This window comes from Rhizobium tibeticum (genome assembly GCF_900110205.1).
Lineage (GTDB): Bacteria > Pseudomonadota > Alphaproteobacteria > Rhizobiales > Rhizobiaceae > Rhizobium > Rhizobium tibeticum.
The window spans coordinates 13,902-39,916 of sequence record NZ_FOCV01000042.1; the positions used below are offsets into that span (position 1 = coordinate 13,902).

Genomic DNA, 26,015 nt, shown 5'->3' on the forward strand with positions numbered 1-26,015 from the left:
TCATATCATAGGCTAAGACAAAAGGATCGTCCGATGCCATCCAGAATGAATGATGCAGTTAAGCGCTTTTTTGCTAAATTTGACGACGTGCCGCTTGATGTCCTTGCCGATCGAATGGGTATTTCTACGCGGACCTTGAAAAGGCTGCGCGAAGGAGACAACCAACCGAGCGACGATACCGTTGTCAAAATGACCGAACTGATGAAGTCGGCGAACGACGAGGCTCTCGGAACACCTGCCGAACGTGTCGCACGTGCTGAAGCGTTGAGGGCTGCTCATGAAAAGCAGCAGCGCGAGATTCGGCTCGCTGAATATAGCCGAGAAGCGTCGATGAGGATCGAGTGCAGAAGAAATTGTCCTCGAGAGTGAACTTGCCGACGATGATGTTGTTATGAGCGCGCCATGCAAAATCACCGTTTGCGTCGAGCTCCATGAAGAAGCGGACACCATCGTGCTGATGCCCAATCCAGGTCTTGTGAATCGCCAGGGCCCGGATCGAATGGGCATCCAGGCGGTCTTCTGCCCGTCCACGAAAATCGTGGCTCCATTCCGGGAACGTGGCGGAGCGCAGAGCGTCCAGCCGGTGGTCGAGGTCCTGTTGCCGACGATGGTGGGAATACACCACTCGCAGGCTGGCGAGGCTCTGGCCAGGCGACTTCTCGAGGATCGCTTCGACCGCTTTGTGCGCTTCTGCCACGCGTCCCAGTCGCGCGTTTGCCATGGCAAGGGTCTCAAGGCCGAGATCGCTCGGCTCCTCCGGTTGGACTGTCTGTAGTGCCCCGATCGCCTCCTCATACCTATGGTTCATGTAAAGCACGAGACCATAGTAGTCGTAGACCTGGACTCGTGGCTTGGGGTCCAGTTGCAGGACACGTTCCATGGCCGCCAGTGCTTCTGGGTTCTGCCCCGCATATGTCAGAACAATCGCGAGGTTGAGTTCCGACTCAGCTCCATTCGGATCGAGAGCCACGGCCTTTTTGACCGACGCGATCGCCTCATCGATTTCGCCGTCAAGCATTTGCAGGATACCGAGTACGGCATAGGCTCGCGGAGACTGCGGATCCAGTTCTAGACCTCGCCCCGCCGCTTCGTAGGCGCGCTGCCGGGCGACCGCACTCAACATCAGTGCCTGGTAGTCGAAGCCAAGCACGTCGACGATGGCTCGAGCATAGCCTGTGTGGGCGTCAGCGAATTCCGGGTCGAGCTTGATTGCCTTCTCATAGAGGGAGAGAGCCTCTCCGAGAGATGTATAGTCTATCGAATACACCTTCTGCTCAGCTCGAGTGTAGAAGTCATAGGCTTCGAGATTGCGGGTCGGCAGGCGGGCAATCTGGGTACGCTCTCCTTCAGACAGGCGCACTGCGAGCGCGCGAACAATGCGCTCGATAACTTCGTCCTGCAGCGCAAAGATATCGGTGTAGTCGCGGTCATACCGTTCGGCCCAGACGTTTCTTCCGGTATCCCCATCGATGAGCTGGACATTGATGCGAACCGCCTCTCCCTTACGCCGCACGCTGCCCTGCAGGACATAGCGGACGTTCAATTGCTCGGCGACCTGCCGGACGTTCATGGATGTGTCCTTGAACGAAAAGGCCGAATTGCGGGCGATAACAAGTAGGCCGGAAATCTTCGACAGATCAGTAATGAGATCGTTCGTAAGCCCCTCCGCAAAATAGTCCTGTGCGGCATCATCGCTGATATCGCCGAACGGCAGGACCGCGATCGATGGCCGTTGCGGCGCAATGGGCCATGGCCATGCGAAGATGATTGCGGCGGTCGCGATCAGCAGCATCGCGAGCGTTGCCACGATAATACCCCGCCTTCCGGTCCGGCGGGATAAGGCGATGACCTTGCCTGCCTTGGAAGGGTCGAGCAGAACGCGGTAGACGCGAACCGGATCGGCAATGTCTTTCAAGTGCTGCTCGCCGAGAGCCAAAAAGCCGACATCGGCCTTATGCACGACTTGGTCGAACGCCGTGCCGGATATGCGGATGCCGCCAGGCTCAGCCAGCCCCTGCAGTCGGGCGGCAATGTTGACGCCGTCACCGTAGATGTCGTCGCCTTCGACGATGACGTCGCCGAGGTTGATGCCGATGCGGAACAGAATTCTGTCTGCTTCGGAGACGCCCTGGTCGTGGTTGGCCATCTTTCGCTGGATCGCTACAGCGCACTGGACCGCGTCTACAACGCTCGCGAACTCAACCAGCGCGCCGTCGCCCATGAGCTTGACGATGCGACCATGAAACTCGTCGATGGCGGGATCGACCAAGTCTCGGCGGCAGACCTTCAGCCGCTGCAGCGTGCCGCCCTCATCCTCTCCCATGAGGCGGCTATAGCCGACCACATCTGCAGCAAGTATCGCTGTGAGCCGCCGGTCCATATCTCTGCCCACCTTTCGATGTCATAAGCGACCGCCCCGTGCATCCTACCACGTCGAAGGGCCGCCGGCAGCGCGGCCCCTCATGTGGCGCTACATTGAGTTTTCGTGGTGCCCACATCTCGCGCTGGCTTTTCACCATGCCGATACAGCTTTGACCGCAACTGAGGCCGCGTCACGCAATGTCCCCGGCGCGAACGTCTCATAGCACTAAACTCGTTGCCTGCTGGTCAAGGAGATCGCGGATGCTGCCGCGATCTCTTCAATTCGAACAGGTTAAAGCGGGCCTTTTTTTAACCTTCGCCCAACGCAAGGTCGCGGCGCATCCAGTCGGACAGCGTGGCGACACTGTTAGGTGCACGGTGATGTCTCCAAGCTGCGACAAGAAGCGCGAAGGCGGTCGCGCCAACACCAAAACGAGCACAGAGTTCTTCAATGGTGGCTGCCAGATTGTCGGCAGCGGCTGTTTGTTTTTCCATGAGTGTTCTCGGCATGGGCGCCGAGCCTTCTAATAGCAAGTTGCCAGGCCGTGGCGTACGCTTGAGCGCACGAACGGGCAGCGTGTCAAAACGCCGAGCTGTGGCAGGTTGCTGCTTGAGAAGATCTCGGATGCGGAGTGGAATGCGCTACAGGAACCTTAGGCCAAAGTGGCGTGCGAGATGAAAATGACCGTCATTACACGCCTCCTTCGATTGTTGCTGTGGACCGGCGCAACTTATCCGACTCTGTTTGGCTCTGCAAGGGTTGTCCACCTCGACATCGCCGAGGTGAGCATCACGAGAACATTCGCGTGGCGGGCGGCAGGGTGCCAGCTGCCGCTACCTCTCCACTTTCCACTTAGTGGCTGGGTCACTGCCGGTGCTACCCGCATTCGCGAGCCCTAGTTGATTCGATTTGAGCCGGCAGCTCGCGCGAACTTTGCCAATCTCAGACCGCGAAACCGAGAACCCCATTCGCGCCGCGCCGCCAGCCGGCGACCTTCGTAGGAATTGAGAATTAAGGTGCCCGAGCGCCCTGGTCGTTATTCAAAAAGCTTGGTGACCTCGACGGCGGCAGGCCGCTCATCAACGATCTTTGATCTTGCGCAAAGACGAGCGATGGGTCGGTGCTACGTTGTGAAAGGTCGGGCCCAACCCGTTCCCGAATGGACAAGAATGCTTGGTCCGCCCCCAGGAAAGGCGGGCCAACATCAAGGAGAGGAGTACCGAGCATGTCGTTCAGATTCTCACCGCATTTCTTAAATCTTCCGGTGACGGAGGAGTCGTGCTTTCGTGACGGCCTGGAAGCTCGGGGGTATCCAACCTACATTAGACTTGCCGCAGTCCCGCATGTGAGACCGCTACAGTACAGGTTGATGGAGCATGCTTTGAAGATCGAGGCGGATTCAAACGGCGATTTTATTCTGGACGCGGAAGCGCTCGCTTCCCGATTTGGAATCTCGCCTGACGCCATGCGGCATCATCTGAAACGTGGAGCGGTCGTCAGCGTTGTCGAAAAGGGCAGCGGTTTGGACGATGGCAAATCCCGCCTTTCAGTTCGGTTGGGAAATCGAACGTGGCGGGCCGTTGTTGGCCCAGATTTACGGGTTCTCGGTGAGGAGCAGCTTTGGGCCTCGAAAAAGCATGTTCGTTCAAGATGCTAGCGGACTGGATCAACCTCTAGCGCGACACGACCCGCGAGATCGTCAGCCGTCAGCCCGCGAGTTTGACTAAGCGGTATTCGGTAATGCCGCCAGCGGCAGCGATCGGGCCCGTTGAAGTCATTGCGCCTTCGGTGGAGCCCACAACAGCATCAACAAGCGCAGAATACACGGGCGCGCAGGCCCTGCTTGGCCAAACGCTCAGCCGTCCAGCCAGGCTGCGAGGCCATCCAGCGTCTGCAGCCCGTATTCGACCGCGCCAAAGCCGATGACGATTTGACGCCGCTCGGGGCTGGGGTGGAGCTGGCGCATGGTCAGCACCGTCTTGCCGTCGGCTTGTTCATCAAAGGTCACCGTGGTGCGGAAACGGTCGGGGTCGTTGGGATCGGGCGTGCCATAGTCCATCACGATCCGCTCGTTCGGCACGATCTCCAGAAAGCGCATGAGGTTCGGGAAGCGCTGCTCCTGGCCCTCGAACACGCCCACCATGTCGAACCGCCAGACCCCACCCTCGCGGATATCGGCTTCGTGGTTCTCGATGCTGAGGCCGGCCGGGCCGTACCATTCGGCCAGCGCCTTGGGATCCATCCAGGCGGCAAAGACCTTGTCGCGTGGGTGGTTCAGCAGCTTCACCAGCACGATCTCGCGATCGAGCGACCAGGTTTCAAACAGATTTGCCATGTCCTTCATCATCCTCTTCAGTCTTGTCCAAGTAGACTTCCAGCCGATCCAACCGCTCGGCCCAGCGCCGGCGCTCCGCTTCCATCCAGTCCGCCGCCTCGTCGAAGCGCGCCTGCACCAGCCGGCACCAGCGACTGCGCCCGCGCTTCTCGCTGGCGATCAGCCCGCAATCTTCCAGCACCTTGGGCGAAGGAGGGCAGCGCCATGTCGAAAGGCTCGGCCAGGGCGCTGACCGGCAACTCGCCCTCGACCAGCCGCGACACCACAGCGCGGCGGGTCGGGTCGCTGAGAGCGTGAAAGGCGAGGTCGAGGGGAGTCGAATGGTAAGGCATATACCTTAGTAAATTGGATTGGGGGTGCCGGTCAAGGATAAAAAGGCACTTGCCTTAGTGTCCAGCCCTGAATGTGGGGGCGTCGCGGAGATAGTTGCGCTTCGTTTCGCGTGAGAAACGCCGCATGTTCATGTCATCGATCAACCGCTGGCGTAGCGGGCTGACGCGCGTGTCGAGATGGGGGTGCTGCATGGTCAGGCTCCTTTTTGAAGAAGCTCGTCATGCTCCGCCCTTGCCGGACGACGTTCAATCCAGGCGCAACCTCCAGCCTGTGCCCTCTACCTCAACCGCAGACGCCCTCCCCGCGCAGCGGGTTCGTTCACCGGCGCAGAGCAGCCGACCAGCCCTTAAGTGGTGGCATCTGCTACCGGACAGCTCGAGGCTCACGCCTAATGGGGTCCCTGCGTCGAAAGCTCGACCCTCCGGAGTCGGAAGAAGTACCTGCGGGCGTCGCCTTCCACGCACATCATCCCGGCAACTTCCTCATCAGCGATCAGTCGGAGGTAGTCGACGATCGGTTGCCTGTCGTAGACCATCGCTGCCGTCTCGACGCCGTCCAGCGTCCGGAGTTCCAAGGACGCCGTGGTGCCTCGAGCGCGGAACGCCCTGTGCAGATACGAGAACCAGTTGCGAGCGATGAACGTGCGCCCTAACGAGGAGAACCTGATCGCCTGCCTGATCGGGAAGAAAGCTGGCTCGATCGCAATCGGGTGGCCGCCCGTCCACTGGAAGAGCAGGGCGTCGGCCCGCAGGTCAGGACGGATACGCTTGCCGAACCAGTCCAGGTTTTCGAGCACGCCATCAAGAGGATGTCCAGACGGTATGCCGACGTCGCGCCATAGACCGATCATGTCGTCCAACGGGACAGGCTCCAGCGACCGGAACCACATCGTTCTTGCTTTCTGCAGATCCGTTGACACCGTATGTCTCCTTCAGCGACCGGCTCGTCTGCGAACGAAATTTGCGAGGAGGAGGGAAGTTCCTGAACAATGGAGCCGGCACCCGTGGGTCTGACCCCCATAATCAGTTTCCACCGGGGATTTATCTCTGCACGACAGAGACAGAGATTAAACCCCTGGAAGGTTAGCCATAGATGTGCGTGTACTCGCCTTCTCGGAAGTCCTCGAACCGTTGGGACCACCGTTTACCCGGCCAGACATAATCCACTCGCCCTTCCACAGGTCGGTAAACGGCCGTGTAGAGAGTTGGGTGCGAACCACGCCTGGAGTAAAGTGGAGGCAGAAGGAATAGGTCGGTCAGCCGCGAAAGCGACGTGGAGGGGTCTTCCAACGCTTGCTGAGCTATGAGCTGGCGCGCCATTGAGGACGATGAGGGTCTAGCGGTTCGCTGGTGGTTCGTGCACGCTTTCAGGCGCGAAATGATCAGCCGCTGGCGAGGGCCGAGGAATAGGGTGGCGTAGCGGCCTGAGCGGTCGAGGACGGTCACGTTCTGCGAAAGCGCCACGGGTATTCGGCACAGCGCCTCCACTGCCTGGTTCACTTGATGACAAGTCTCCAGGATGTAGCGGATCATGAGGATTATCGAGAAACCGACGCCCTGAGTGCGGCTTCCGCCGAGAGTCACACTGGCGACCAGCCCCTCCTCGGTCATCCCGTCGACACAACCTCCCCATGGTCGCTGCGCCTTGGAGATTACCCTCAATCTCGACCATGCGGTCATCTCAAAGCGATCCGAAACGATGTCGGGCGGATAGTCGAAGTTGCGGACCAGTGCCGGTCCTTCCTTGCCCAGCCAGACAGCCTGACTGCAGCCGTAGCGTTCCGGCGCGGGCCGGTAATGGCTCAGCATCCGATGCGCCACCTCATCATCTCCAACGAGGGCGCATGCGTGCTCATAGTAAGGCACTAACTCGGGCATGTACTGCAGCAAGGCAGCGCGGCAGTCTTTGGCGGTTGGGGTCGGTGACGCAGCTTGGCCGAAATACCATCTCTCAGCCTCCGCTCGCCCAGCGATAAATCGGGATAGCCAAGCTTCCCCAGGCCGATCTTCCCGCGCGGTGACGAATGTCTTGTCCATAGCGACAGGAGTATAAGAACTGAACCGTTCGAGTGGCAAGGCGAGCCTTGTTGCCTGATGCACCTTTTGCGGCCACTCGCATGGCATGCGAAATTCCAGCCATGCAGCAGCCCGTCAGCAAGCCGGGGAGCTTGCCGTTTGAGATTGAGCTACGGAGGAACCGATGCCCAAAGTTGAAATCGACGCAGTTCCGCAGATCAAGGGGGCTGGCTATCCACCGCCGTTCAGAACCCCTTGCGCTGATCGCATCCGACGCAGGCTCGGAGATGCAGGGAACCTCACCGACTTTGGCGTCAACCTCATGCGGCTGCCGCCTGGCAATTGGTCGAGCCAGCGTCACTGGCATTCTCACGAAGATGAATTCGTCTTCATGTTGGCGGGTGAAGTTGTGCTGATTGAGGATCAGGGCGAAACTGTTCTGCACGCAGGGGATTGCGCCGCATTTCCAAAGAACACCGGCAATGGTCATCACATGGTCAATCGGTCCGCTTCCACAGCGGTGTACATTGAGGTTGGGTCCCGCTGGCCCGAAGACATCACCACCTGCTCAGACATTGATATGAAAAGCACAAACGCTGACGGACACTTCGTCCACAAAGACGGCGCTCCCTATTAGCCAAGCTCGCAGGTGGTTGACGGACGGAGACGTTCGTCGGTGACTCAATGCCTCGGGCCACGCGTCAGGACCAATAGCAACTTCGGCGGCGGGCAAAGGGAAATACGAAGCGTCCAAGGATAGGCCATGCGCGATCGTCCTTGCGGCGGGCGTGAAAGACATGACGGCGATTCGAGTGGTTGTCGTACCCATTGCTCACTCCGAACCCGACCCCAACGATAATTCGGCATCGCTTGAGGGCCGCGGGCCGCATTGGTTGCGGCTTCCCCAACTGAACCGCTTTGTCTGGCCTGACTTGCGTCCAGAAAGAAGAAGCTCTCTTTCACGCCGCGAGATCAGTAGCCTTTGCGGTCGGGCTCGACTTTGTGGCACTTGATAATCATTCAAAACCTTGCCCTCGAACGACCCACCTAACCCTTCAACCTCGCTTCGACTCGAGCACCGCACTCGACAGTCCGCTTCTCGTTCCGACCTCGTAGGCAGATATTTGCTCGTCGAAACCCTTGAGTTGCCGCGTACCGAGAGCAACCATTGAAATTTTGCCACGCACGGATTGCGCCACGGCATGGTCGACGAGGATCTGCAGATCATCGGCGGATGAACACAATCGCGATGCTAGGTTCACGACATGGCCGATCGCAGTGTAGTCAACGCGCTCTTCATAACCAATTCGGCCGACCGTCGCCCATCCCATCGCCAGTCCTATGCCGAAACCGATCGCATGGCCGCGCAGTCGCCACTCAGCAATCAGGCACTGAATGTCATTCTGCATGTCGATCGCCATCTCAACGGCGCGAAGCGCCGGGTCCGCGCACGCTACCGGGGCGTTGACGAGCACCATCAGACCATCAGCCGCGAAGTTGGTCAGCGTGGCCTCGTAGCGTGTGATGATGGCGCCGAGCGCCTCATAGTACTCGCGCAAGACCTGCATGATCTCCTCGGGTTCAGCGTGCGCCGAAAACGCGGTGAACCCGCGTAAATCGCAAAAGACAGCGACGACTTCCGCGCGTTGGCCGGATAGCACGCTCTCGTCGCCGGACTTTTCCACGAGTTCCGCGACCTGAGGTGCGAGAAAACGCTTCAGCCGCGCGATTCGCTCCGAACGATCCCGAGATATGGCGAGTTCTTGCGCCATCTCATTAAACCGGTCGGCCAGCCGTTCAAGTTCGTCTCCAGTGTCGATGTCGATCCGGTGATCGAACTGTCCGGCTCCGATTTTTTCGGTGCCCTCTTCCAGTAGGCGGATGGGCCCGGTCATCCGAGTGGCAAGCCAGTAGGCAAGCGCCGATGCGAAGACGGTGGCGGCGAGCAGCAGGCCACCCGTGCGCCACAACGAGGCATACAGCGGTGCAAAAGCCTCTGCCTGTGCCTGTTCCGCAAACACCGTCCACCCGACATCCGGGATTGGTGTCATGGCGGTCACGATTGGTTCATTTTCAGCGTTGCGGGCCGTGGTCGCCCGTCCGCCTGCGGCGATCTCGTCCCGCAATCTGGTGAGGGCGGCCGCGGTGTTGTCGTCAGTACCTTGCAACACCTTGCTAATGTCGGGGTGGGCGATGAGCCGGCCGGCCCGATCGAGAACGAACGCCCGACCACTTCTACCGACGCGAATTTCCGAAACGACTGTCCAGACAAGCTTCAGGTTGATCTCCGCCACGACGGTGCCACCTGCCTTGCGGTTTCCGGCCATGGCCATGGTCATGAACGGCTCGGAGCCATCGCGAAAGGTGACTGGCCCATACCAAATGCCATTCGAGCGAACTCCGACGACAGCAGGATCGCCAGAGCGATCCGATCCGCCTTCCATTCTGTTCAAGTCAATGCGGGAGACATGCAGCCGTTCGACGCCGACATCGTCAACAAGGGTGACGCTGATGATCGCTGGGACTCGTCGCATCACTCGCAGTGCATCGAGTCGATGCTGTCCCTCATCCTGGGTCCAGGAATGTTCGATCGTCCAACCCAGTTGATCCTTGATGCCATCGAGAAAGCTCTGGATTTTACCGGCCGCTGATGTGGCCTCCACCCGCAGCAAAGCACTGAGCATGGCACGCTGGTCGCGATAGCTGAACCAGGCGTCGCCGATGCCGCTGACAGCCACCGGGACAATGACCGCAGCGAAAAAGGCGAGGAAGTACTTCCGGAACAGCGATCGGCGCATCGGGAGGGCTTGGAGCTGGACCGAACGCCGCACACCATCCTCACTCGACGACTTCATCAGCCATCAACAAAAGGGTCTGCGGTAGCTCGATTCCGAGGGCTTTGGCCGTTTTCAGATTGACCGACAGGTTGAATTTCGTCGGCTGCTCGATCGGCAATTCCCCTGGCTTGGTGCCTTTCAAAATGCGATCGACATAAAAGGCGAGCCGGTGTTGCATCTTGCCGTAGTCCGCCGAATAGGCCATCAGGCAGCCGTCTGCGACGTACCACGAACCCCAGGCCATCGTCGGCAGGCGATGTCCGATCGCCAAGGTGGCAATGCGCGAAGACTGGTCGGCCAGCATCATGTCGGGCAGCACGAAAAGAGCCTGCGCGCCCGCCGCGTCCATGCGCTCGACTGCGGCATCGAGTTCTTCCGGCTCGCCGACGTGCTGGATGCTCACCGCGATGCCGAGCCGATTTGCCGCATCCTTGGTGTCCCTTTCGAAATTTAGATGGGAGACCACCGGGTTTGCCAGCACGCCGACTGTGGCCAGTTCTGGCATTGCTTCCATCAAAAGCTCCAGACGTTTGGCGGCGAGTTCGCTAGCGTAGTAGCTGATGCCGGTGAAATTGCCGCCCGGTTTTGCAAGGCTATGAACGAACCCCGTCGCCACCGGATTACCGCTTACGATCGACACGATCGGAATTGTATTGGTCGCCTCGTGGGCAGCCTGTCCGGCTGGATGCGACATCGTGACGATGACGTCGACAGGGAGCTGCACCAGTTCTGTCGCCGCCGCCGGCAAGCCATTGTTGTGCTTGCCTGCACTTCGGCACTCGAAGCTGACGGTTTCGTTGAGCTTGTACCCGAGTTCGCCAAGCCCGCTAATGAATGATCCAAACTCACCGGACCCAGCCAAATAGCCCGCCATGTTGCAGGGCCACCAGGCGAGAAGGCCGATTCGCGGCGTCTTTGCCGACGCCTGCTGGGCGGCGGCGATGGCAGGGAAGCTCATCGCAACAGCAACTGCAAGGTACAGGTAGTGGCGTCGTTTCGGTTTCATCCGAGCACCCCTCGCCGACCCACGGCACATGGCGGATGCATGGTGAGATCAAGCTAATTGCTGCAAGCTCATATTTCGACGCGCCCCTTCTGCGAAGGCGTGGCCGACGAACAAGCCAAATCGTCAGGGCACGAAAGTATAGTCGATATTGCCGCGGATTGGTAGCGCAGGCGGCACATGGAGCCCTGTCCAAGCAATGTCTCAGGGTCGCGAAAAGCGATTGAGGCGGCCGCGAACGTCCCGAGTTGGGCCAGCAAAAATGGAACAATGACCTTTAACTGCCTGAACAGGGGCTGCGAGCCGTTAACTCGCGACGCTCGGCCTTTCACACAACGTTATGTCGCGGGCGTTCCGGATGCGAGATGCAGTCCGTCAGTAGGGGGCACGGTGCGTAGACTTTCGCGGGGAGCGAGCAATTGGCCATTCTGAGAGTGATCGAAATCGCAAGGCTGTCTTGGAGACCGGCAGCGTCGCGAAGAAAGGTCTCCGCGGCTCTACCAAAACGCTCCCCGCGTGCTCAAGGAACGAACGACCCGTCGAGTTCAGGACAATCAATCGACCCCACGCGATCCGTTGAAGCTTCCAGGGTGACAGCCGGCCGCTCTAGCTCATCGGATCAGCCCGCAGCCTTGGCGGGCGACCGCAGGAAGGCTCTCCGATCCAATTCGGTGGTCCTGAGCGAGCTTCTAAGCCGCAGGAGATCTTTGCGTGCGATCAATCCGAGCAGCTTTCGGGTTTGTGGATCTACGACAGGAATGCGGCCGGCGTCTGTGGAAATCATGAGATCGGCTATGAAGCCGACCGTGTCTTCCGGATGCCCAACGGGAATCGAGGCGTCCGAAATCCGGTCACCAAGGCTTTGATCCGACAGCTCGGTATCGTTCTGCCAAAGCAACGCGTCGCCGCGGGTCACGAATCCGGCGAGGGTCCCATCTTCGTATGTCACCGGATAATAGCGATGCGTCTCCCGGGGGCCGGCAAAAAACTCGCAGGCATCCGCCGCTGTCATTGAAGCTGGCAGGGTATCGACCTCGGAAATCATGATGTCGCGGGCGCGTGTCAGCTCAAAAGGGTCGATGCCGTATTCGCGGGTAATATGCTGGCCACGCCGGGCAATCTTCTCGGTCAGTATGGACCGACGAAGAAGCAGCACGGTGACTGCATAGGCGGCGACCGTGGCAACGAGTAACGGAACGAGCGTGCTTCCATCGCCAGTGATTTCGAAGGCGAAGAAGGTCCCCGTCAGAGGCGCGCGCATGGTACCACCCATCATGGCCGCCATCCCAAGCAGGGCCCAGAAGCCGGGCTCGCCGGGAAAGACTATGCCCATCAGCCACCCAAGCGCGCCTCCCAGGATGAGGAGTGGAGCGAGCACACCACCTGACGTGCCTGACGACAGCGCCACGAGCCAAATTACGGTTTTGACGACAAGAATGAGGACCACAGCTTTTGCAACAATATGGCCGCTCAGCAGGTCGGCAATGATGTCATAGCCCACCCCGAGTGCACGGGGTTCGACCAAGCCGCCTAGCCCGATCACAACGCCGCCTAGGGCGGGCCACCACATCCAATGAATCGGAAGGCTCTCGAAGGCGTCCTCGCTTCTATAGAGAAGCGTGGTCAGCAGACCGGACTGAAGTCCGGAGGCGATCCCCATGACCACACAAAGCAGGATTCCCCACCATGGCAGGCTGACTTGGAAGTGCGTAGGGAAGAGCGGACCGCTGCCGAAGAGAAGGGGCCGCCAGCAAACCGACACCGCCGCTGCAACGGCCACGGGAATGAAACTGCGCGGTTTCCATTCGAAGAGTAGAAGTTCGACCGCCAGCATCACCGCCGCGATCGGCGAACCGAAAATCGCAGTCATGCCTGCCGCAGCGCCGGCGACAAGCAGTGTCTTACGCTCGGCGGCGCTCATGTGAAAGAACTGGGCAAACAGAGATCCGATCGCGCCGCCGGTCATGATGATTGGACCTTCGGCGCCAAATGGCCCTCCGGTTCCGATCGAGATTGCCGAGGAGAGCGGCTTGAGAAGGGCCACCTTCGGGGACATCCGGCTTCCGCCTATGAGGATAGCCTCGATGGCTTCGGGAATCCCGTGGCCGCGGATTTTCTCGGATCCGAACCGCGCCATCAAACCGATAACCAAACCACCGATGACCGGGGTGACCACCATCCAAGCAGATCGCGGCGCATCCGCCAGCGATGATGGAACGATGCTGACGTGTCCGAACCAAACGATGTTGGTGACGACGGATATGAGACTGACAAGTACCCAGGCCGCCAGCGCGCCGCCGGAACCAACAACGATTGCCATGCCGATCAGGAGCAGAACTCGTTTGTCGGTCGTAAAGTCGCCCGCTTCACGACGTGCGAGGCCACCGATGAAGTCGTGTTGGGGGTATTTTTTCTCGGGAATAGGTCTGGCCAAGCTTTTTCTCCGGCGGGCGGTCGATTTTTCAAACAGCTTACTATATCGTGATACGATATAAATCAATCCACTTCTGGGAGTCGAAATGACACGACACATCGACCAACTCTCTCCTTGGGACTACGAAGCGCTGGCCGATCTCCGATACGAGCTGAGGCGGTTCACGGATTTCAGCACTGGAGAAGTCCAACGGCTTGGAATGACACCCTGAACAGCATCAAGCTCTTCTGGCAATCAAGGGTATTTCCAAAGGAAAGCGAATGACGATTGGAATGCTGGCCGATCGTCTGTTGATCGCCCCGCATTCGGCGAGGGCCCTCGTCAACAGCTTGAGGAGATGCAGTTGCTGGCACGCACAGCAACCAAAGCGGATTGGCGACCGCAATACTTGGCATTAACTCCTGCAGCCGAGCGGATCCTGGAACAGTTGAGCGGAGCGCACCTTCATGAGATACGTGAAATGGCTCCTGAGCTAATGCATGCCCTTCGCGTTCTGCAGGACGACGAAGGCTAGAGCAGATTGCATGGATGTCGTAGGTTGCAGATTCATAAACCCACTGGAGGCACTGTGGCAACGACGAGAGATTCCTTGAGCGACAGTGACTACGAGACACTTGCCAATTTGCGATACGCATTGCGACGGTTCATGGATTTCAGCACCTCAGCCGCGTATGAGGAGGGCCTGCCGACACAACAGCACCAGGCGCTACTCGCCGTGAAAGGTCATGCCGGCCCGGAACGAATGAGTGTCGGGATGCTTGCCAGCCGACTTCTGATCGCGCCGCATACGGCGACCGAGTTGGTCGGAAGGTTGAATGCGGCGGGTTTGATCGCGCGGCACGCCGATCCGGAAGATAAGCGCCGGCAGACCCTGGAGCTCACTGAAAAAGCGGAAGCGCTCCTGGTTCGGCTGAGTTCCGTTCACCTGCGAGAAATCCGGGAAATGGCACCTGAGCTGATCACGCTCTTACAACGCCTCCAGCGAGGATCCTAAGGCTATTGACCGAGCAACGTCGTGTACGAAGCGGCATGATGCCGAACCACAGCTAGGGCAGAACAGTTCGGGATCGAAGTTGAGCCAATGAATTTTCGGCGATTACCCGCTTTGGGCCGCCGATAGCTGACCTGGATCACACCCTGAACGCGCCACAAGCAGATATAAAGCTCCTGAATAGCAGATGACGATCGAATCTCCCTAAAGGACAATAGCCCGCCAGCGGTGCCCGTGCCAAAATCCCCGTCCACAGAGGCACGACTGCGTGCGCCTCAATCTCGCGGAGGAGAGAGCCATGAGCGGATCGCTTAGACTTTGGACACTTGTGCTTGGTGCAGTTTTCGCTGGAGGACTGGGTGGCACATCGACCGCGCAGGAGCCGCAGCATTTCAGTCCGAAGGGAAAGATGCCCTCGCAATACACGATCGAGGCGCAGCAACAGCAGCGCCAGCTTCTGCCTTTTGCCGACAGGCAGGACTTTGAGGAAGCCGAACGCGGTTTCATCGCTGCCCCGCCTTTCCGCAAGATCATGAATGACAAAGGCGATGTGGCCTGGAACATGGACAACTGGGACTTCCTATTGAGAGGGAAGGACTTCGACAGCATCCACCCATCGCTGCAGCGTCAAGCATTGCTCAACATGGAGTATGGCCTGTTTGAAGTTGTTCCGGGCATCTATCAGGTGCGCGGCTTCGACCTCGCGAACATATCATTCATCAAGGGCGATACCGGTTGGATCGTGATCGATCCACTGACTGTCAAGGAAACGGCGCGTGCCGCACTCAAATTCATCAATGAAAAGCTTGGCGAGCGACCCGTCGTCGCGGTGATCATTTCTCACTCCCACGCCGACCACTTCGGCGGAATTCGCGGCGTCGTCGATGATGCTGCCCTCGCAGCTGGAAAGGTCCAGATCGTTGCCCCCAAGGGGTTCATGAACGAGGCAATCGCGGAAAACCTCTACGCTGGCAACGTGATGACCCGCCGCAAGACCTACACTTACGGCGACCTTGTGCCACCGAGCCCCTACGGCAATGTCGATGCGTCGATCGGCAAGGCGGCTGCTAGCGGCGATGTCGGCATCCTGCCCCCCACCATCAGCATCGAACAGCCTGTTGAGGAACTGACCATCGACGGCGTAAAAATGGTTTTTCAAAACACACCGGGCACCGAAGCGCCAGCGGAGATGAATACTTGGTTCCCGGACTTCAAGGCATTCTGGGCGGCGGAAAACATCGTCAATAGCCTGCACAATATTCTTACGCTGCGAGGGGCACCGGTGCGGGACGCCCTAGCGTGGTCGCAATACATCAACGTTGCGCTATACCGGTTCGGCAATCAGGCGGATGTGATGTTCGCATCCCATAGCTGGCCGCGTTGGGGAAAAGAGCGGATTGCCGACGTGATGCGCGGACAACGTGACATGTATGCGAACTTGAACAACCAGGTACTGCACCTGGCGAACACTGGCATCACCATCAACCAGATTCACAACGTCTACGAACCGCCGAAAAGCCTGCAGGAGCAATGGTATGCGCGCGGTTACCACGGCTCCTATCTGCACAACAGCCGAGCTATCATCCAGCGCTACCTCGGTTTCTGGGATCTGAACCCTACGACATTGGTCCCCCTATCGCCGGAGGCGTCTGCACCGCTTTACGTGGAAATGATGGGCGGCGCCTCCAAGGTGATGGCGAAAGGCCGTGATCTCTATGCCGAGGGCAAATATCGCCTTGCAACCGAAATTCTGAACAAGCTGGTCTATGCTGAACCGGACAATCAGGAGGCAAAAGATCTGCTCGCCGACACCTACGAACAGATGGGCTATCAGTTCGAGAGCCCCAGTCTCCGTAACAGCTTCCTGGCCGGCGCCAAGGAACTGCGTGACGGCATCATCGCCGTGAAGGCGGCAAAAGCGGGCAGTCCCGACTTTGTGCGCGGCACCAGCACCGAGTTGTTCCTCAATTACCTCGGCATCCAGATGGACAGCCGCAAGGCGGAAGGCATGCATTTCAAGATCAACCTCTCGACGCCAGATAACGGCGAAAAGTTTGTCATCGAAATGAGCAACGCCACACTGACAACCATCGCCGGCTATCAAGCCGACGACGCTGATCTGACGGTTACGATCGACCGCCGCGAGCTGGAGGATGTGATGATTGGGACGGCGAAGCTGTCAGACAAGGTCTCTGCCGGGAAGGCAAAAATGGAAGGCAATCCGCAAGTGCTTGCTAAGCTTGGCTCGACAATGGTCACGTTTGACAACTGGTTCGAGGTTTTGCCGGGCACGAAGCAGCGCGAGGCGCTGCCAAAGCTTGAGCTCTTACAGGACGACGCGACCTACTACGAGGGACCCTAGAAGGCTACCGAGGGACCAAAGTTAGTGTCCCATTGGGCCCGAAAGCAGTCATCAGCGAGAGACCGCTTGCGCCCAACCCGGACATTGACAAGCCTGCCACGCCTCCTATCGTCGCTGGACGAAGTGGACTGGGTGAGGTTTTCGTTCCTTCGCATCGGCTTCATCTTCACGACGGCGCTGCCGCCGGCACTGGCGGCCGGTGCGGTCGCCTCGATCCAGCATCTGAAGGTCAGTCCTTCGAGCGTGCGCGTCACCAGGATCGTGTCCGCAAGCTGCGGGCGCTGCTTGATCAGCGCGGCATCCCGCACATGCCAAATCCAAGCCATATCGTTCCGGTCATGGTTGGCGATGCGGCAAAGTGCAAGTGGATCTCCGACCTGCTACTCGACAATTGCGGTGTCTATGTGCAGCCGATCAACTACCCGACGGTGCCGAAGAAGACCGAGCGCCTGCGCATCACCCCGACGCCGCTCCACACCGATGCCGACATCGAGCATCTCGTGGATGCGCTGCATTCGCTCTGGTCGCGCTGCGCGCTCGCCCGGCACGTTGCTTAGCAGGACGAAGACACGAGACCGCGGAAGCTTCAAGGTGTTGAATAGAGACAACCAGGCGTACGAAGATGGTCACTTGGCTGTGTCACTATTTGCATGGGATTACCAGACAGCATCCAACCGGATGCTGTCTGGTTCTGCGCACAACTACAAACCAGGGGTCAGAACGCATTCCACTGATCGTCGGCTACGCCAGATGCTCTGCCGCCGAATGCCCTTGCGACTTGCGCGGCCACTCGATGTGCCGGCGAGGATATGGTGTGATGCTTTGTATTTGTTTGCTCGGTTGCCATAGGCGATACTCCGTCGCTGACCCTGAATTGGCCAACCAATTGGAACAATGCGTGAGCCTCCTTTGCCAGACTGTGGCTGGCCGCGGTCGACTCCTCGACCATCGCTGCGTTCTGCTGGGTTCCTTGGTCCATCGTATTCACGGCGGTGTTAATTTCTTTCAGGCCAGTCGTCTGTTCTTTTGATGCCTCGACGATCGCTGCAACATTCACGTTGATCTGCTGTACCTGCTGAACGATCTTTTCCAGGACCTCTCCCGTTTGATTGACTAGGCTCACGCCGCTCTTGACCTGCTCTCCCGACGTATTGATTAGACCCTTGATCTCCTTTGCCGCGGTCGCGGAGCGCTGGGCCAATTCGCGCACCTCCTGCGCCACGACGGCAAACCCTTTTCCCGCTTCGCCGGCACGCGCCGCCTCGACCCCCGCATTTAGCGCCAGGAGGTTAGTTTGAAAGGCGATATCATCGATGACGCCGATGATGCTCGAGATCTCATTGGAGGAACTCTCGATTTGGCCCATCGCGGCAATGGCCTTGCGAACGATGTCCCCCGACTTCTCGGCATTGTCGTGTGTCACGGCGACGAGGTCGCCCGCTTCCTCTGCACGCCGGCTGGAATCGGCAACCGTCGTGGTAATTTCCTCGAGCGCTGCCGCCGTTTCCTCCACCGACGCGGCCTGCTGTTCCGTTCGTTTCGACAGGTCATCCGCGGCGGCGCGGATTTGGGTGGATCCAGCCGCGATTGCCCGTGCATTGTGGCCGACATCTTCCATCGCCGTGCGGAGTCTTGCGACAGCTTGGTTGAAGTCGGTGCGAAGCCGCTCCAGCGAGGGGATGAACGTCTTTTCGAGGGAGAGGGTCAGATCCCCTTCCGCAAGCATGCCGAGCGACTGCGCGAGCGCTTCGACGTTCTCGACGCGTCCGGTGATATCTGTGGCGAACTTGACGATCTTGAATACACGGCCGTTCATGTCGAAAATCGGGTTGTAGGACGCTTGCACCCAAACGCGCTTGCCTCCCTTGCCGAACCGCAGGAATTCCTCGGCAGCATACTCACCGCCGCGAAGGCGCTCCCAAAACTTTTCGTACTCGGCACTTTGCGCATAACCCGGATCACAGAACATGGAGTGATGACGGCCTTCAATTTCGCCGAGTCGATAGCCAAGAGCCGCCAGAAAGTTCCCGTTGGCTGTGATGATATCGCCGTTCGGGCTGAACTCGATAACCGCCTGGGCCCGAGATAGAGCGTCAAGCTTGCCGGCGTCTTCCGCACTCTTGAGCTTCTGCGCCGTTATATCTGTTGCGAACTTGACGACCTTGTATGGTTTGCCGGCGCGGACCACCGGGTTGTATGATGCTTCGATCCAGATCTGTTTGCCAGCCTTGCCAATCCTCCGGTATTGACGGCGATCGAATTCACCTCGGCCTAGTCTTGTCCAAAAATCGCGGTATTCAGCCGACCCGGCTTCACCGGGATCGACAAACATCCTGTGATGTTGGCCCACGATTTCGCTCAAATCGTAGCCGAGCGAGCGGCAGAAATTGTCGTTCGCGGTCAGAATCTTGCCATCGAGAGTGAACTCGATGATGGCCTGGGATTTGTCCATTGCTGCCATTACAAGTGCAGCATCAGACCTTTTTCCGAACAGGAAACTCATTGCCCCTCCTGAAGTTGTTCCTGGAATAGTATCGCTCATCATCCGCAACAATTTATGCTTGCAAGAAGCTTGCGAGGCGGTTTTTCCGCAAGCTGAAGTAGAGTTGTGTATGGATGGTCCGATTAACAATAGTCTTTACATGGTTTAATATTGGTTAATTTAGCACAAAACTCCAATATACTACTTATAGGCGCAAGATCTGACCGAATCTATTCTTGATTTTCGTCAGTTTTCTTATCTGTCGAGCTATACGTTGGTGTTTTTGACAATTGCCGCTCTGAGCGCAGGCAATCTGGTCGGTGGCCTGAGTGCGCCTTACAACCATGAACGTAAGGGGCGCCGGCTCCAGGAACGATTGTGATTGTTAGCAGGTCTCTCCGTTTCTTGATCGCGATCAAAGATCGCCGGGGCAAGAGCTGGCACAAGGGCACAATCGCTTCTCAAGGAGACTACTGTTTTGATGATCTCACAGACTGACCGGCACTTCGATGCTCGCTCCGATGACCGTGACAAAGAAGGATTGCCGCGTCAGCCTGGGCGCGCAAATCCATCGCGCCCCTTAGACGCCTCAGCCCATTCCTGACGCGGCACAAATTGGCTTGTGCGGGTGCCCTCGTGGCCCTGACGGCAGCCGCGATCATCTCACTCGCGTTAAGGGCGATCCTGCGAGATGCCACGATACTACTGCTTGACGAGGCGACCTCGGCCCTGGACGCCGAGAACGAGGCAGCGGTCCAGGGCGCTCTTGAGAGCCTGATGCATGGCAAAACGACACTCGTTATCGCGCATCGTCTTGCGACTGTTTTGAAGGCGGATCGCATACTGGTGGTGGACGAAGGAAGGGTCGTCGAGGAAGGGACGCATTCTTCTCTACTGAGCAAAGGCGGAAACTACGCTCGGCTTGCGGCTCTTCAGTTTGGTGAGAAGATCGATACAGGCGAGGTGAACGCGGCCTAAAATGCACGCTAACCCGCGCGTTAATTGGCCTTTGAGGATCGGAACCATGGGCAGCCCGCTTGCCGCAAGACAGGCTGAAGAGGTGCGAGCGCGCCTTGTGGCCACGCATGCTCTGCCGGCGACAGCTTTTGAAATCGTTGCTCTTGAAACACGCGGCGATAAAGCCGTTGACGGAGATCGACGGCAAGGGCTTTTCACTTTTGAGCTTGAGGAGCGACTCTGGTGTAATATGACGCAAACGAGGTCGGACGGTGCACGCGAGAGCGGCAGACGTTCAGGCGGGTTTGTGGCAGGCGACGCAAGTTTCGGACCGCAGATCCCCGACCTTCCGGGCATTTGACAGAAATCAAAGCGCGCCATGTGGAAAGACATCAAACTGCCAACACTCAATCGTCGACCGAGGAATGGGAGGACATTGCGATGACATTCGCCCTGAGGGAGCTTAGTCAATTAGAGTGCTCTGACGTCTTTGAGCAATCCCGTTTCGGCCATCTGGCCTGCAGTAAAGACAATCAACCCTATGTCGTGCCCATCTATTTCGCGTACGAGGGCGGCATAGCGTACAGCTTTGCCATGCCTGGCCAAAAAATCGATTGGATGCGAGGAAATGACAAGGTGTGCCTTCAAGTCGAAAAGCACTCTCCCAATAACAGCTGGACAAGCGTAGTGGCGCAAGGACGGTATGAGGAATTCCCCGACACGGATCAGTGGAAGCAAGAACGTCTGCACGCATGGTCGCTTCTTCAGAGATTTTCGGACTGGTGGGAGATAGGCGCACTGAAGCCCCATGAAATGCCCGTGCAAAACGCCTCTCCACACGTCTTCTTCGGCATTGTGTTGAAGGACATCTCTGGACGAATGGTGGTGCCGGACTAACTCCGGCTCGCGGTCGGCCCGTCGGCGACCGCTTGGTAAGGACGATCAACGTTCTCATCTCGGGGCGTCATTTGGGCCGTCCGTTCCAGAAAGCACCTAAAGAGCGATGAAAGGTGCTCCACGGTGATCATTTGCCGCAACCGTGGATCGGGGATCCGTCATCCCTCATCAAATAGAAGCGCCGTGGCCAAATATCCCATCCCGATTGCACTTGCGAAAAGGTATATAAAAAGACCTTCGATAACGAGATGTTCGAGAGACCCCAAGCCCGCGCCCATATCGGAGAAACTACTCCTCCAGATCGCAATTCCGGCGGCGCATCCGATCGCAAATCCAATAGCGAGTCGAGTGAGAATGAAGAAAATCATGCCAGGCATGGCGGCACCCCGTTGATTCCGCCTTAACGCCCGAATTCTGAAAAGGTTTCCCGTCGAGATGATCTTTGTCAAAGACGGATTGCGGCGGCCATGTAAAAGGCATCAGAGATGCTGGGATTCTCTTTTATGTCTTTCCTTCCATTCGCTCTAAGCGTCTTTGCGCTGCTTATCCTCTCGGATCCGACCAATGCCGTTCTGGCCATGGGATCGCAAGGGATTAGCTTTGCGCGTGCCCTCGCGCTTGTCGCGGCGGTTGTCCTCCCCGTCGCTGGGCTTGCGGGCCCCTTTCTGAAGGCGCATCCCGCCGTTTCTGAAGCCGTAAAGCTCATCTCCGCTACGTGGGTGCTTTACCTCGCGCTGAAGCTGTGGGTTGTGGACGTGCGGCCTCGGTTCTCGTCATCAGCGCGCGGCATGTCGTTGTGACGACACTGCTCAATCCTAAGGCACTCATCATCGCGCTCACGATGATTGCACCAAACCAGGGCTGCCTTCCGATCGCTGCCGTCGGGAGCTTCTCGGCTGTCGCCGTTCTGACATCGACCATCTGGCTGTTGGTCGGCAGGATGGTTCTGGGAAGCAGTAACGGAATGCCATTGGTTGCGCGGGCGTCTTACTGGTTTTCTCCGCGATTAGTTACGGTGAGCGCGCTACAGCAATAAATGGGGCTGCGGCAGAGCTGCGAAACTAGCAAACGCCACAACATCAGATGCCAGAAATGCTGTTCGCGATGCCATTGTCAACGTCGGGTGGGTCGCGCAGTTGCCCGTTATCTCCACATACGCCTACATAACCGACTGAATGACCGCGTATGTGACCGTTAATTCTGGTTACGCACACATCAAGGGGAACAAGTTCTGTCGGACCTGGAAAGGCGGCCGTGATGCCGGCAAAGAGGTCTGCGAGACTTGGAGCAAGACTGGCATTACCTCTGTCCACGTCATGAGCGGCAAGCGCGCTCTCGGCAAAAACTCGTGGTAACAGCGGTGTGGCGTAGGACGGCTAGTGGCGCGCAGACGGCCTCCTAAAGCGGACTTGCAATAAACGTCGGGCCATCCCGTCACGTGCACTGGCCCGATTACGCTGAAGGTGTACGTTACATCGGACATAGCCGTCGCCAAGGGGCATCGCGTCTCTTCCTTCGAGCGGTAACCTCGCCAACTCTCCCGGAGGGATATTCCTGCTTAGGCTACTACGTCCGATGCTGGTTCCTCCATGGACGATGCGGAGGCAAGCATGGTCATAGGAGTGGCGGTGACGAACAGGGACGAATGCGAATTGATGATCCGGCCCGACTCGAGCTTCAGGAGAGGCCCGTCGATGTCGATCACTTTCTCGATGAAGGTCAGCCCGCCCCAGCCCTCGGATGTTCCCTCGATCATTACAAAACGATAACCGGTTCCGATATCAAACATTCAAGAGTCCCCCGACCTCCTGATAACCTGCCATCTGGAACTGTAGTGTCAAGTACCGCGTGCGACAGTTGGCGAGTTGGTGGTTCTGCCTATTTTGGATGATTCCTGTGATATCCCATCTGATGCTACGAATTGAGAGGGACATTGGGGGAGTGCGAAGGAGGGCAAGGGATATGAGGGGTACAACTTTTATTCTCGCGGCAGTCCTTACCGCGGGCTTCGGATGTGGCTGAGGGCCGCAGGGTTTCGCTGGGATGGCAGACCTCATGCGGCGTCGATCCAGGTCCGCTAAGCCACTCGAGCGGTGCCTACGTATTCCACCAGAGTTCTAACCATTGCAGCGGCGGAATTTTCCAGCAACGATCCGAACTGAACTCTGGTAACATCTCGGTCACCAGCAGAGTGAGCTACGTATTCGACACCACCGTCTCGATGAAGACATCGCAAAGCAATGATTTCATCTTGTTCCAGGTCCATGATGGACGGAGGGGCTGTTTGCCGAGCAACACCCTTCGCTTTGACGGCGACTATACACGCGGCAAAGGAATAGCAGGTTGCGTGGAAAACCGCGGCCTTAGGGGAGTGGATACAATGGCCCTAGTCTTAGGCGAGATGGGACGCCTTATCATCTACGCGTGACTCTCGCGTTCGATGGACAAGGGGCATTTGACATGTCGGTGCAGATCAACGGAAGCGGCGTCTTGTCAGGGCGGTACCAACCATCGAGTGATCCGCAATTCGTCACGTCGAAACGTTTCTATATGAAGCATGGTGTCTACTCGTTCGACTACGAGATAAGGTCAGTCGGAATGCAGGTCCTTCGCGTCGGCTAGCTCTATTTTGTCCGCTGCCCAACTTGGGTTTCCTCTATTTCGATGACGACGGCATCCTGAGCTGGGTCGATGTCATCCCAAGTGGGCTTTGGTTCGCGACCGTCAGCTCGGAATTGGGCAAAGTTCTGGTGGCCCCCGAATTTCCCGGCTGATAACGAGACCATGCTGTATATGAGAGTGGTTCGCCATCCGCCCAGTGCCATCCTCCGTCACGTTCCTTCGCTCCGTCGTCCTGCACCAGTCCGAACATCGGTCCGCTGCTTTGAGAGGTGTCTAACCGATCCGAGCGCGCTACATTGTTGATATGGATATGATCTACGCCTTGCTCTTCTTTGCGGCGGTCATCGCGATCATCTATCTGGCGGGCAGATGGAACACGTCGGATGTCGACCACTATATGGGTTTTGACAATCTACATCCGCGCCGCAAGCGAGAAGCTTCGAACGGTGAAAAAGATGAGAAAAAGGGATGAAGCAGCGCGTTGTCGGCGATGCCTTGCCATATGGCATTAGGTTTCCGATCCGGATGACGCTCGTCTTCAACCCATTATCGGGCTTGGGAGTTACCAGCCCGCCGATAGGCGTTCTGAGAGCCTTGGTCGCCTTTCGTACCAAGCGGCCATCGGCTCAGTGATAGATGGCAGCAGGAGCGAGTATTCGCGTAAGGAAATCTCGAAGGACTGGTGTGATCTGCTCTCGTGGGAGGCGATGCCCACACTCAAAGGTATGAAGAGTTACCGGTACACCGGTCTCTGAAAGGGCTCCTGAAAATCTCTCGGCTTGATCAACCGGCGCACGGTCATCGTACTTGCCATGCAACAGCAGTGTTTCTGCGTGGATTTTGTGCGAATGATACAGAGCAGAGCGATCCGAGAAAGCTTCGCTTGAAAGGCCTGCCTCTTTCTGGATGGCCTGTTGCAAACCCCGCGAACCGCTTCGGTAAGCTCCTTTGAGATCGTAGACGCCTCCCGTGAGGATGATCGCTCGCAGATCAGGCACCTGAGCGGCGACCATGGCCGAAGCGACTGCCCCCCGACTGTTTCCATAGAGAACAATGCGTGAAGGATCGACTGATGGCTGCTCCCTGAGGAAGTCCAAGGCAGCCACAATCGCTCGCTGGGTAGCTGGCCCGCAGAAATCGGCAGGGCCATCGGATGCACCAAAACCGGGCTGTGACACGGCAGCCGATGTTACGTTAAGACGAGCGGAGAACCGAAGCAACGATCCGTCATCAACAGCCTCTTTGCCTCCCAAAAGAAGCCCGCCCTGATTGCCATGCACGAACAGTATCGCTCCGGCTGATTTTGCAGCTGAGGGCCGAGCCAGGAAGAGTTCAACAGCAGCGCCATCACCGCGAGCAATCATATGTTGCGTTATCGCCGACATTGCCATCACCGAGTTCAATCTGTGGCGAGGATAAGGGGGCATGACATCTTGTCAATGTCCGGTGTTGGCGGCGCAAAGCCGTCAGTCGAGGCTCTAAGCCTTGCCCAGATGCTTCGGCCAGAATTCCTGATGTACTTCAGCGGCTTCGTCTTCGAGGTTCGGGCCAACCACAGTGACAATGCGCGCACCGGTTTGCAACACCGCCCGGCTCGGCACGTTCAACCCGATCCCAGCAATCTCGCCAAGCCGCGCTTCGGAGCACGCAAACACCATACGCCCGATGCCCGACCAGTAAATCGCCCCGGAGCACATCGCGCACGGCTCCGTGCTGGTGTAGAGGGTGCAGTCAGCGAGAAAAGCAGTGTCGTAGTGCTGCGCCGCCAGTTTAATCAGGTTCATCTCGGCATGGTTCGTCATATCATGGCCGGTGAAGACGCTGTTTTCGGCGCGCAGGATTACTTCACCGTCCTTCACGAGCACCGAGCCAAACGGTTCGTCGCCGCGTTCCATCGCGGATTTCGAGAGCGCAATCGCCTCGCGTAAAAACGGCTCGTGGTTTTCCATCAGCGTCTCCCCAAAAGCTAAAGCGGGATGATTTTGTCTTGGATCGGAGGGATTTCCAAGGGGGCGCAAATCAGATTCAAGATCGGCGATCTGTCGCCGCAACCGTCATCTTTTGGCTCTAATCAATGAGTCCTGAGCCTAGCACTACTTTGGCAGATTAATCCTCGGTTAACGATGATCGGCGATCCTTGGCACTTCAACAGGGGTGCGAAGGATGGCAGAGCAGGATGTTGCACTGACGGAATGGCTGAAGCCGTTTGTTGAGAAGCTTGGCCACAAGAAGCGTCGGCAGATGTGCCCGATCTATGTTTCTGGCCTGATCGGGCCGGGAGATCGCAAGAGTATCGAGCCGATGGCGGAGCGCCTGGCACCTGATCGCTATGACCGCCTGCATCATTTCATCTCGGATGGCATTTGGGACGCCGGTCCACTTGAG

Annotated in this window: 23 protein-coding genes and 3 pseudogenes; 11 read left to right on the forward strand and 15 right to left on the reverse strand. The window is 58.0% G+C overall.

Annotation, left to right across the window (positions count from 1 at the left end; genetic code table 11):
• Positions 1-184: 184 nt before the first annotated feature.
• Positions 185-2,380: an adenylate/guanylate cyclase domain-containing protein gene (locus BSG20_RS29670; protein ID WP_083540027.1), complete on the reverse strand. Its 2,196-nt coding sequence runs from the start codon at positions 2,378-2,380 to the stop codon at positions 185-187.
• A 290-nt stretch (positions 2,381-2,670) separates the two neighbouring features.
• The gene (locus BSG20_RS29675) at positions 2,671-2,856 is read right to left on the reverse strand and encodes a hypothetical protein (protein WP_072381199.1); all 186 of its coding nucleotides are present in this window, start codon (positions 2,854-2,856) and stop codon (positions 2,671-2,673) included.
• Between the two features lie 887 nt (positions 2,857-3,743).
• On the opposite strand from BSG20_RS29675, the gene BSG20_RS29680 reads away from it, so the two are divergent.
• Positions 3,744-4,019 carry a DUF6522 family protein gene (locus BSG20_RS29680; RefSeq protein ID WP_072381228.1) on the forward strand — a complete coding sequence of 92 codons (276 nt, stop codon included), beginning with the start codon at positions 3,744-3,746 and terminating at the stop codon, positions 4,017-4,019.
• Positions 4,020-4,217: 198 nt separating this feature from the next.
• On the opposite strand, the gene BSG20_RS29685 is transcribed toward BSG20_RS29680, so the two are convergent.
• The 5 genes and pseudogenes from BSG20_RS29685 to BSG20_RS29705 form a co-directional block, all read right to left on the reverse strand.
• Positions 4,218-4,706 carry an SRPBCC family protein gene (locus BSG20_RS29685; protein WP_177309906.1) on the reverse strand — a complete coding sequence of 163 codons (489 nt, stop codon included), beginning with the start codon at positions 4,704-4,706 and terminating at the stop codon, positions 4,218-4,220.
• Positions 4,681-5,029 (reverse strand): annotated as a pseudogene (locus BSG20_RS29690) (ArsR/SmtB family transcription factor). The gene BSG20_RS29685 and the pseudogene BSG20_RS29690 overlap by 26 nt, the downstream one beginning before the upstream one ends.
• Positions 5,030-5,083: 54 nt before the next feature.
• A complete protein-coding gene (locus tag BSG20_RS29695) occupies positions 5,084-5,221 on the reverse strand; it encodes a hypothetical protein (protein WP_244541473.1) in 138 nt (45 codons plus the stop codon).
• 197 nt (positions 5,222-5,418) lie between these two features.
• Positions 5,419-5,919 carry a GXWXG domain-containing protein gene (locus BSG20_RS29700; RefSeq protein WP_072381197.1) on the reverse strand — a complete coding sequence of 167 codons (501 nt, stop codon included), beginning with the start codon at positions 5,917-5,919 and terminating at the stop codon, positions 5,419-5,421.
• Positions 5,920-6,112: 193 nt separating this feature from the next.
• Positions 6,113-7,153, reverse strand: a complete 1,041-nt coding sequence (locus BSG20_RS29705) for a C45 family autoproteolytic acyltransferase/hydrolase (RefSeq protein WP_093041575.1) — start codon at positions 7,151-7,153, stop codon at positions 6,113-6,115.
• 76 nt (positions 7,154-7,229) lie between these two features.
• Here BSG20_RS29705 and BSG20_RS29710 point away from each other — a divergent pair, with 76 nt between their 5' ends.
• On the forward strand, positions 7,230-7,682 hold the full coding sequence (locus BSG20_RS29710; RefSeq protein WP_072381195.1) for a cupin domain-containing protein: 453 nt from the start codon (positions 7,230-7,232) through the stop codon (positions 7,680-7,682).
• A gap of 418 nt (positions 7,683-8,100) precedes the next feature.
• Here the strand turns inward: BSG20_RS29710 and BSG20_RS29720 are convergent, their stop codons facing one another.
• The 3 genes from BSG20_RS29720 to BSG20_RS29730 form a co-directional block, all read right to left on the reverse strand.
• Positions 8,101-9,900, reverse strand: coding sequence for an adenylate/guanylate cyclase domain-containing protein (locus tag BSG20_RS29720; protein WP_244541472.1), 1,800 nt, complete (start codon positions 9,898-9,900; stop codon positions 8,101-8,103).
• Positions 9,884-10,888, reverse strand: coding sequence for an ABC transporter substrate-binding protein (locus tag BSG20_RS29725; protein ID WP_072381189.1), 1,005 nt, complete (start codon positions 10,886-10,888; stop codon positions 9,884-9,886). The genes BSG20_RS29720 and BSG20_RS29725 overlap by 17 nt, the downstream gene beginning before the upstream one ends.
• Positions 10,889-11,504: 616 nt before the next feature.
• Complete coding sequence (locus tag BSG20_RS29730) at positions 11,505-13,319, reverse strand: chloride channel protein (protein WP_072381187.1); 1,815 nt, start codon at positions 13,317-13,319, stop codon at positions 11,505-11,507.
• Positions 13,320-13,965: 646 nt separating this feature from the next.
• Between BSG20_RS29730 and BSG20_RS29740 the strand changes: the two genes are divergently transcribed.
• From BSG20_RS29740 to BSG20_RS29750, 3 genes and pseudogenes are all read left to right on the forward strand, one after another.
• Positions 13,966-14,313 (forward strand): MarR family winged helix-turn-helix transcriptional regulator, encoded by a 348-nt coding sequence (locus tag BSG20_RS29740; protein ID WP_083540028.1) that lies wholly within the window; start codon positions 13,966-13,968, stop codon positions 14,311-14,313.
• A gap of 295 nt (positions 14,314-14,608) precedes the next feature.
• Complete coding sequence (locus tag BSG20_RS29745) at positions 14,609-16,672, forward strand: alkyl/aryl-sulfatase (RefSeq protein ID WP_072381183.1); 2,064 nt, start codon at positions 14,609-14,611, stop codon at positions 16,670-16,672.
• A 156-nt stretch (positions 16,673-16,828) separates the two neighbouring features.
• Positions 16,829-17,229: pseudogene (locus BSG20_RS29750) on the forward strand (aminotransferase class I/II-fold pyridoxal phosphate-dependent enzyme); the annotation flags it as partial.
• Between the two features lie 158 nt (positions 17,230-17,387).
• On the opposite strand, the gene BSG20_RS29755 reads toward BSG20_RS29750, so the two are convergent.
• On the reverse strand, positions 17,388-19,175 hold the full coding sequence (locus tag BSG20_RS29755; protein ID WP_072381182.1) for a methyl-accepting chemotaxis protein: 1,788 nt from the start codon (positions 19,173-19,175) through the stop codon (positions 17,388-17,390).
• Positions 19,176-19,829: 654 nt separating this feature from the next.
• Here BSG20_RS29755 and BSG20_RS29760 point away from each other — a divergent pair.
• The 3 genes and pseudogenes from BSG20_RS29760 to BSG20_RS29770 all read left to right on the forward strand — a co-directional run.
• A pseudogene (locus tag BSG20_RS29760) lies at positions 19,830-20,132 on the forward strand (ABC transporter); the annotation flags it as partial.
• A 1-nt stretch (position 20,133) separates the two neighbouring features.
• Positions 20,134-20,472 (forward strand): hypothetical protein, encoded by a 339-nt coding sequence (locus BSG20_RS29765; RefSeq protein WP_083540026.1) that lies wholly within the window; start codon positions 20,134-20,136, stop codon positions 20,470-20,472.
• Positions 20,473-20,552: 80 nt separating this feature from the next.
• Positions 20,553-21,008 carry a pyridoxamine 5'-phosphate oxidase family protein gene (locus BSG20_RS29770; protein WP_072381178.1) on the forward strand — a complete coding sequence of 152 codons (456 nt, stop codon included), beginning with the start codon at positions 20,553-20,555 and terminating at the stop codon, positions 21,006-21,008.
• Positions 21,009-21,166: 158 nt separating this feature from the next.
• Here BSG20_RS29770 and BSG20_RS38995 read toward each other — a convergent pair whose 3' ends face one another.
• Positions 21,167-21,385, reverse strand: a complete 219-nt coding sequence (locus tag BSG20_RS38995; RefSeq protein WP_072381176.1) for a hypothetical protein — start codon at positions 21,383-21,385, stop codon at positions 21,167-21,169.
• A 126-nt stretch (positions 21,386-21,511) separates the two neighbouring features.
• On the opposite strand from BSG20_RS38995, the gene BSG20_RS37885 reads away from it, so the two are divergent.
• Complete coding sequence (locus tag BSG20_RS37885) at positions 21,512-21,808, forward strand: hypothetical protein (protein WP_244541471.1); 297 nt, start codon at positions 21,512-21,514, stop codon at positions 21,806-21,808.
• A 758-nt stretch (positions 21,809-22,566) separates the two neighbouring features.
• On the opposite strand, the gene BSG20_RS29790 is transcribed toward BSG20_RS37885, so the two are convergent.
• Complete coding sequence (locus BSG20_RS29790; protein ID WP_072381173.1) at positions 22,567-22,797, reverse strand: hypothetical protein; 231 nt, start codon at positions 22,795-22,797, stop codon at positions 22,567-22,569.
• A gap of 1,143 nt (positions 22,798-23,940) precedes the next feature.
• On the opposite strand from BSG20_RS29790, the gene BSG20_RS36745 reads away from it, so the two are divergent.
• Entirely contained in the window at positions 23,941-24,102 is a 162-nt protein-coding gene (locus tag BSG20_RS36745) for a hypothetical protein (protein ID WP_167371626.1), read from the forward strand.
• Between the two features lie 154 nt (positions 24,103-24,256).
• Here BSG20_RS36745 and BSG20_RS29805 read toward each other — a convergent pair whose 3' ends face one another.
• Both BSG20_RS29805 and BSG20_RS29810 read right to left on the reverse strand, forming a co-directional pair.
• Positions 24,257-25,015 (reverse strand): alpha/beta hydrolase family protein, encoded by a 759-nt coding sequence (locus BSG20_RS29805; RefSeq protein WP_072381222.1) that lies wholly within the window; start codon positions 25,013-25,015, stop codon positions 24,257-24,259.
• A 93-nt stretch (positions 25,016-25,108) separates the two neighbouring features.
• The gene (locus tag BSG20_RS29810) at positions 25,109-25,579 is read right to left on the reverse strand and encodes a nucleoside deaminase (protein ID WP_072381165.1); all 471 of its coding nucleotides are present in this window, start codon (positions 25,577-25,579) and stop codon (positions 25,109-25,111) included.
• Between the two features lie 214 nt (positions 25,580-25,793).
• On the opposite strand from BSG20_RS29810, the gene BSG20_RS29815 reads away from it, so the two are divergent.
• The coding region (locus BSG20_RS29815; RefSeq protein WP_143147552.1) for a transposase at positions 25,794-26,015 on the forward strand (222 nt) is incomplete at its 3' end.

Coding starts and splice junctions, on each gene's coding strand:
- BSG20_RS29710 (WP_072381195.1), top strand. CDS start 7,230: ATGCCCAAAGTTGAAATCGACGCAGTTCCGCAGATCAAGGGGGCTGGC.
- BSG20_RS29695 (WP_244541473.1), bottom strand. CDS start 5,221: ATGCAGCACCCCCATCTCGACACGCGCGTCAGCCCGCTACGCCAGCGG.
- BSG20_RS29790 (WP_072381173.1), bottom strand. CDS start 22,797: ATGTTTGATATCGGAACCGGTTATCGTTTTGTAATGATCGAGGGAACA.
- BSG20_RS29720 (WP_244541472.1), bottom strand. CDS start 9,900: ATGAAGTCGTCGAGTGAGGATGGTGTGCGGCGTTCGGTCCAGCTCCAA.
- BSG20_RS29805 (WP_072381222.1), bottom strand. CDS start 25,015: ATGTCGGCGATAACGCAACATATGATTGCTCGCGGTGATGGCGCTGCT.
- BSG20_RS29765 (WP_083540026.1), top strand. CDS start 20,134: ATGCACGCTAACCCGCGCGTTAATTGGCCTTTGAGGATCGGAACCATG.
- BSG20_RS29700 (WP_072381197.1), bottom strand. CDS start 5,919: ATGTGGTTCCGGTCGCTGGAGCCTGTCCCGTTGGACGACATGATCGGT.
- BSG20_RS36745 (WP_167371626.1), top strand. CDS start 23,941: ATGATCTACGCCTTGCTCTTCTTTGCGGCGGTCATCGCGATCATCTAT.
- BSG20_RS29675 (WP_072381199.1), bottom strand. CDS start 2,856: ATGGAAAAACAAACAGCCGCTGCCGACAATCTGGCAGCCACCATTGAA.
- BSG20_RS29770 (WP_072381178.1), top strand. CDS start 20,553: ATGACATTCGCCCTGAGGGAGCTTAGTCAATTAGAGTGCTCTGACGTC.
- BSG20_RS29670 (WP_083540027.1), bottom strand. CDS start 2,380: ATGGACCGGCGGCTCACAGCGATACTTGCTGCAGATGTGGTCGGCTAT.
- BSG20_RS29745 (WP_072381183.1), top strand. CDS start 14,609: ATGAGCGGATCGCTTAGACTTTGGACACTTGTGCTTGGTGCAGTTTTC.
- BSG20_RS29755 (WP_072381182.1), bottom strand. CDS start 19,175: ATGAGTTTCCTGTTCGGAAAAAGGTCTGATGCTGCACTTGTAATGGCA.
- BSG20_RS29810 (WP_072381165.1), bottom strand. CDS start 25,579: ATGGAAAACCACGAGCCGTTTTTACGCGAGGCGATTGCGCTCTCGAAA.
- BSG20_RS29740 (WP_083540028.1), top strand. CDS start 13,966: ATGGATTTCAGCACCTCAGCCGCGTATGAGGAGGGCCTGCCGACACAA.
- BSG20_RS37885 (WP_244541471.1), top strand. CDS start 21,512: ATGTCTTTCCTTCCATTCGCTCTAAGCGTCTTTGCGCTGCTTATCCTC.
- BSG20_RS29705 (WP_093041575.1), bottom strand. CDS start 7,153: ATGCCATGCGAGTGGCCGCAAAAGGTGCATCAGGCAACAAGGCTCGCC.
- BSG20_RS29685 (WP_177309906.1), bottom strand. CDS start 4,706: ATGAAGGACATGGCAAATCTGTTTGAAACCTGGTCGCTCGATCGCGAG.
- BSG20_RS38995 (WP_072381176.1), bottom strand. CDS start 21,385: ATGCCTGGCATGATTTTCTTCATTCTCACTCGACTCGCTATTGGATTT.
- BSG20_RS29725 (WP_072381189.1), bottom strand. CDS start 10,888: ATGAAACCGAAACGACGCCACTACCTGTACCTTGCAGTTGCTGTTGCG.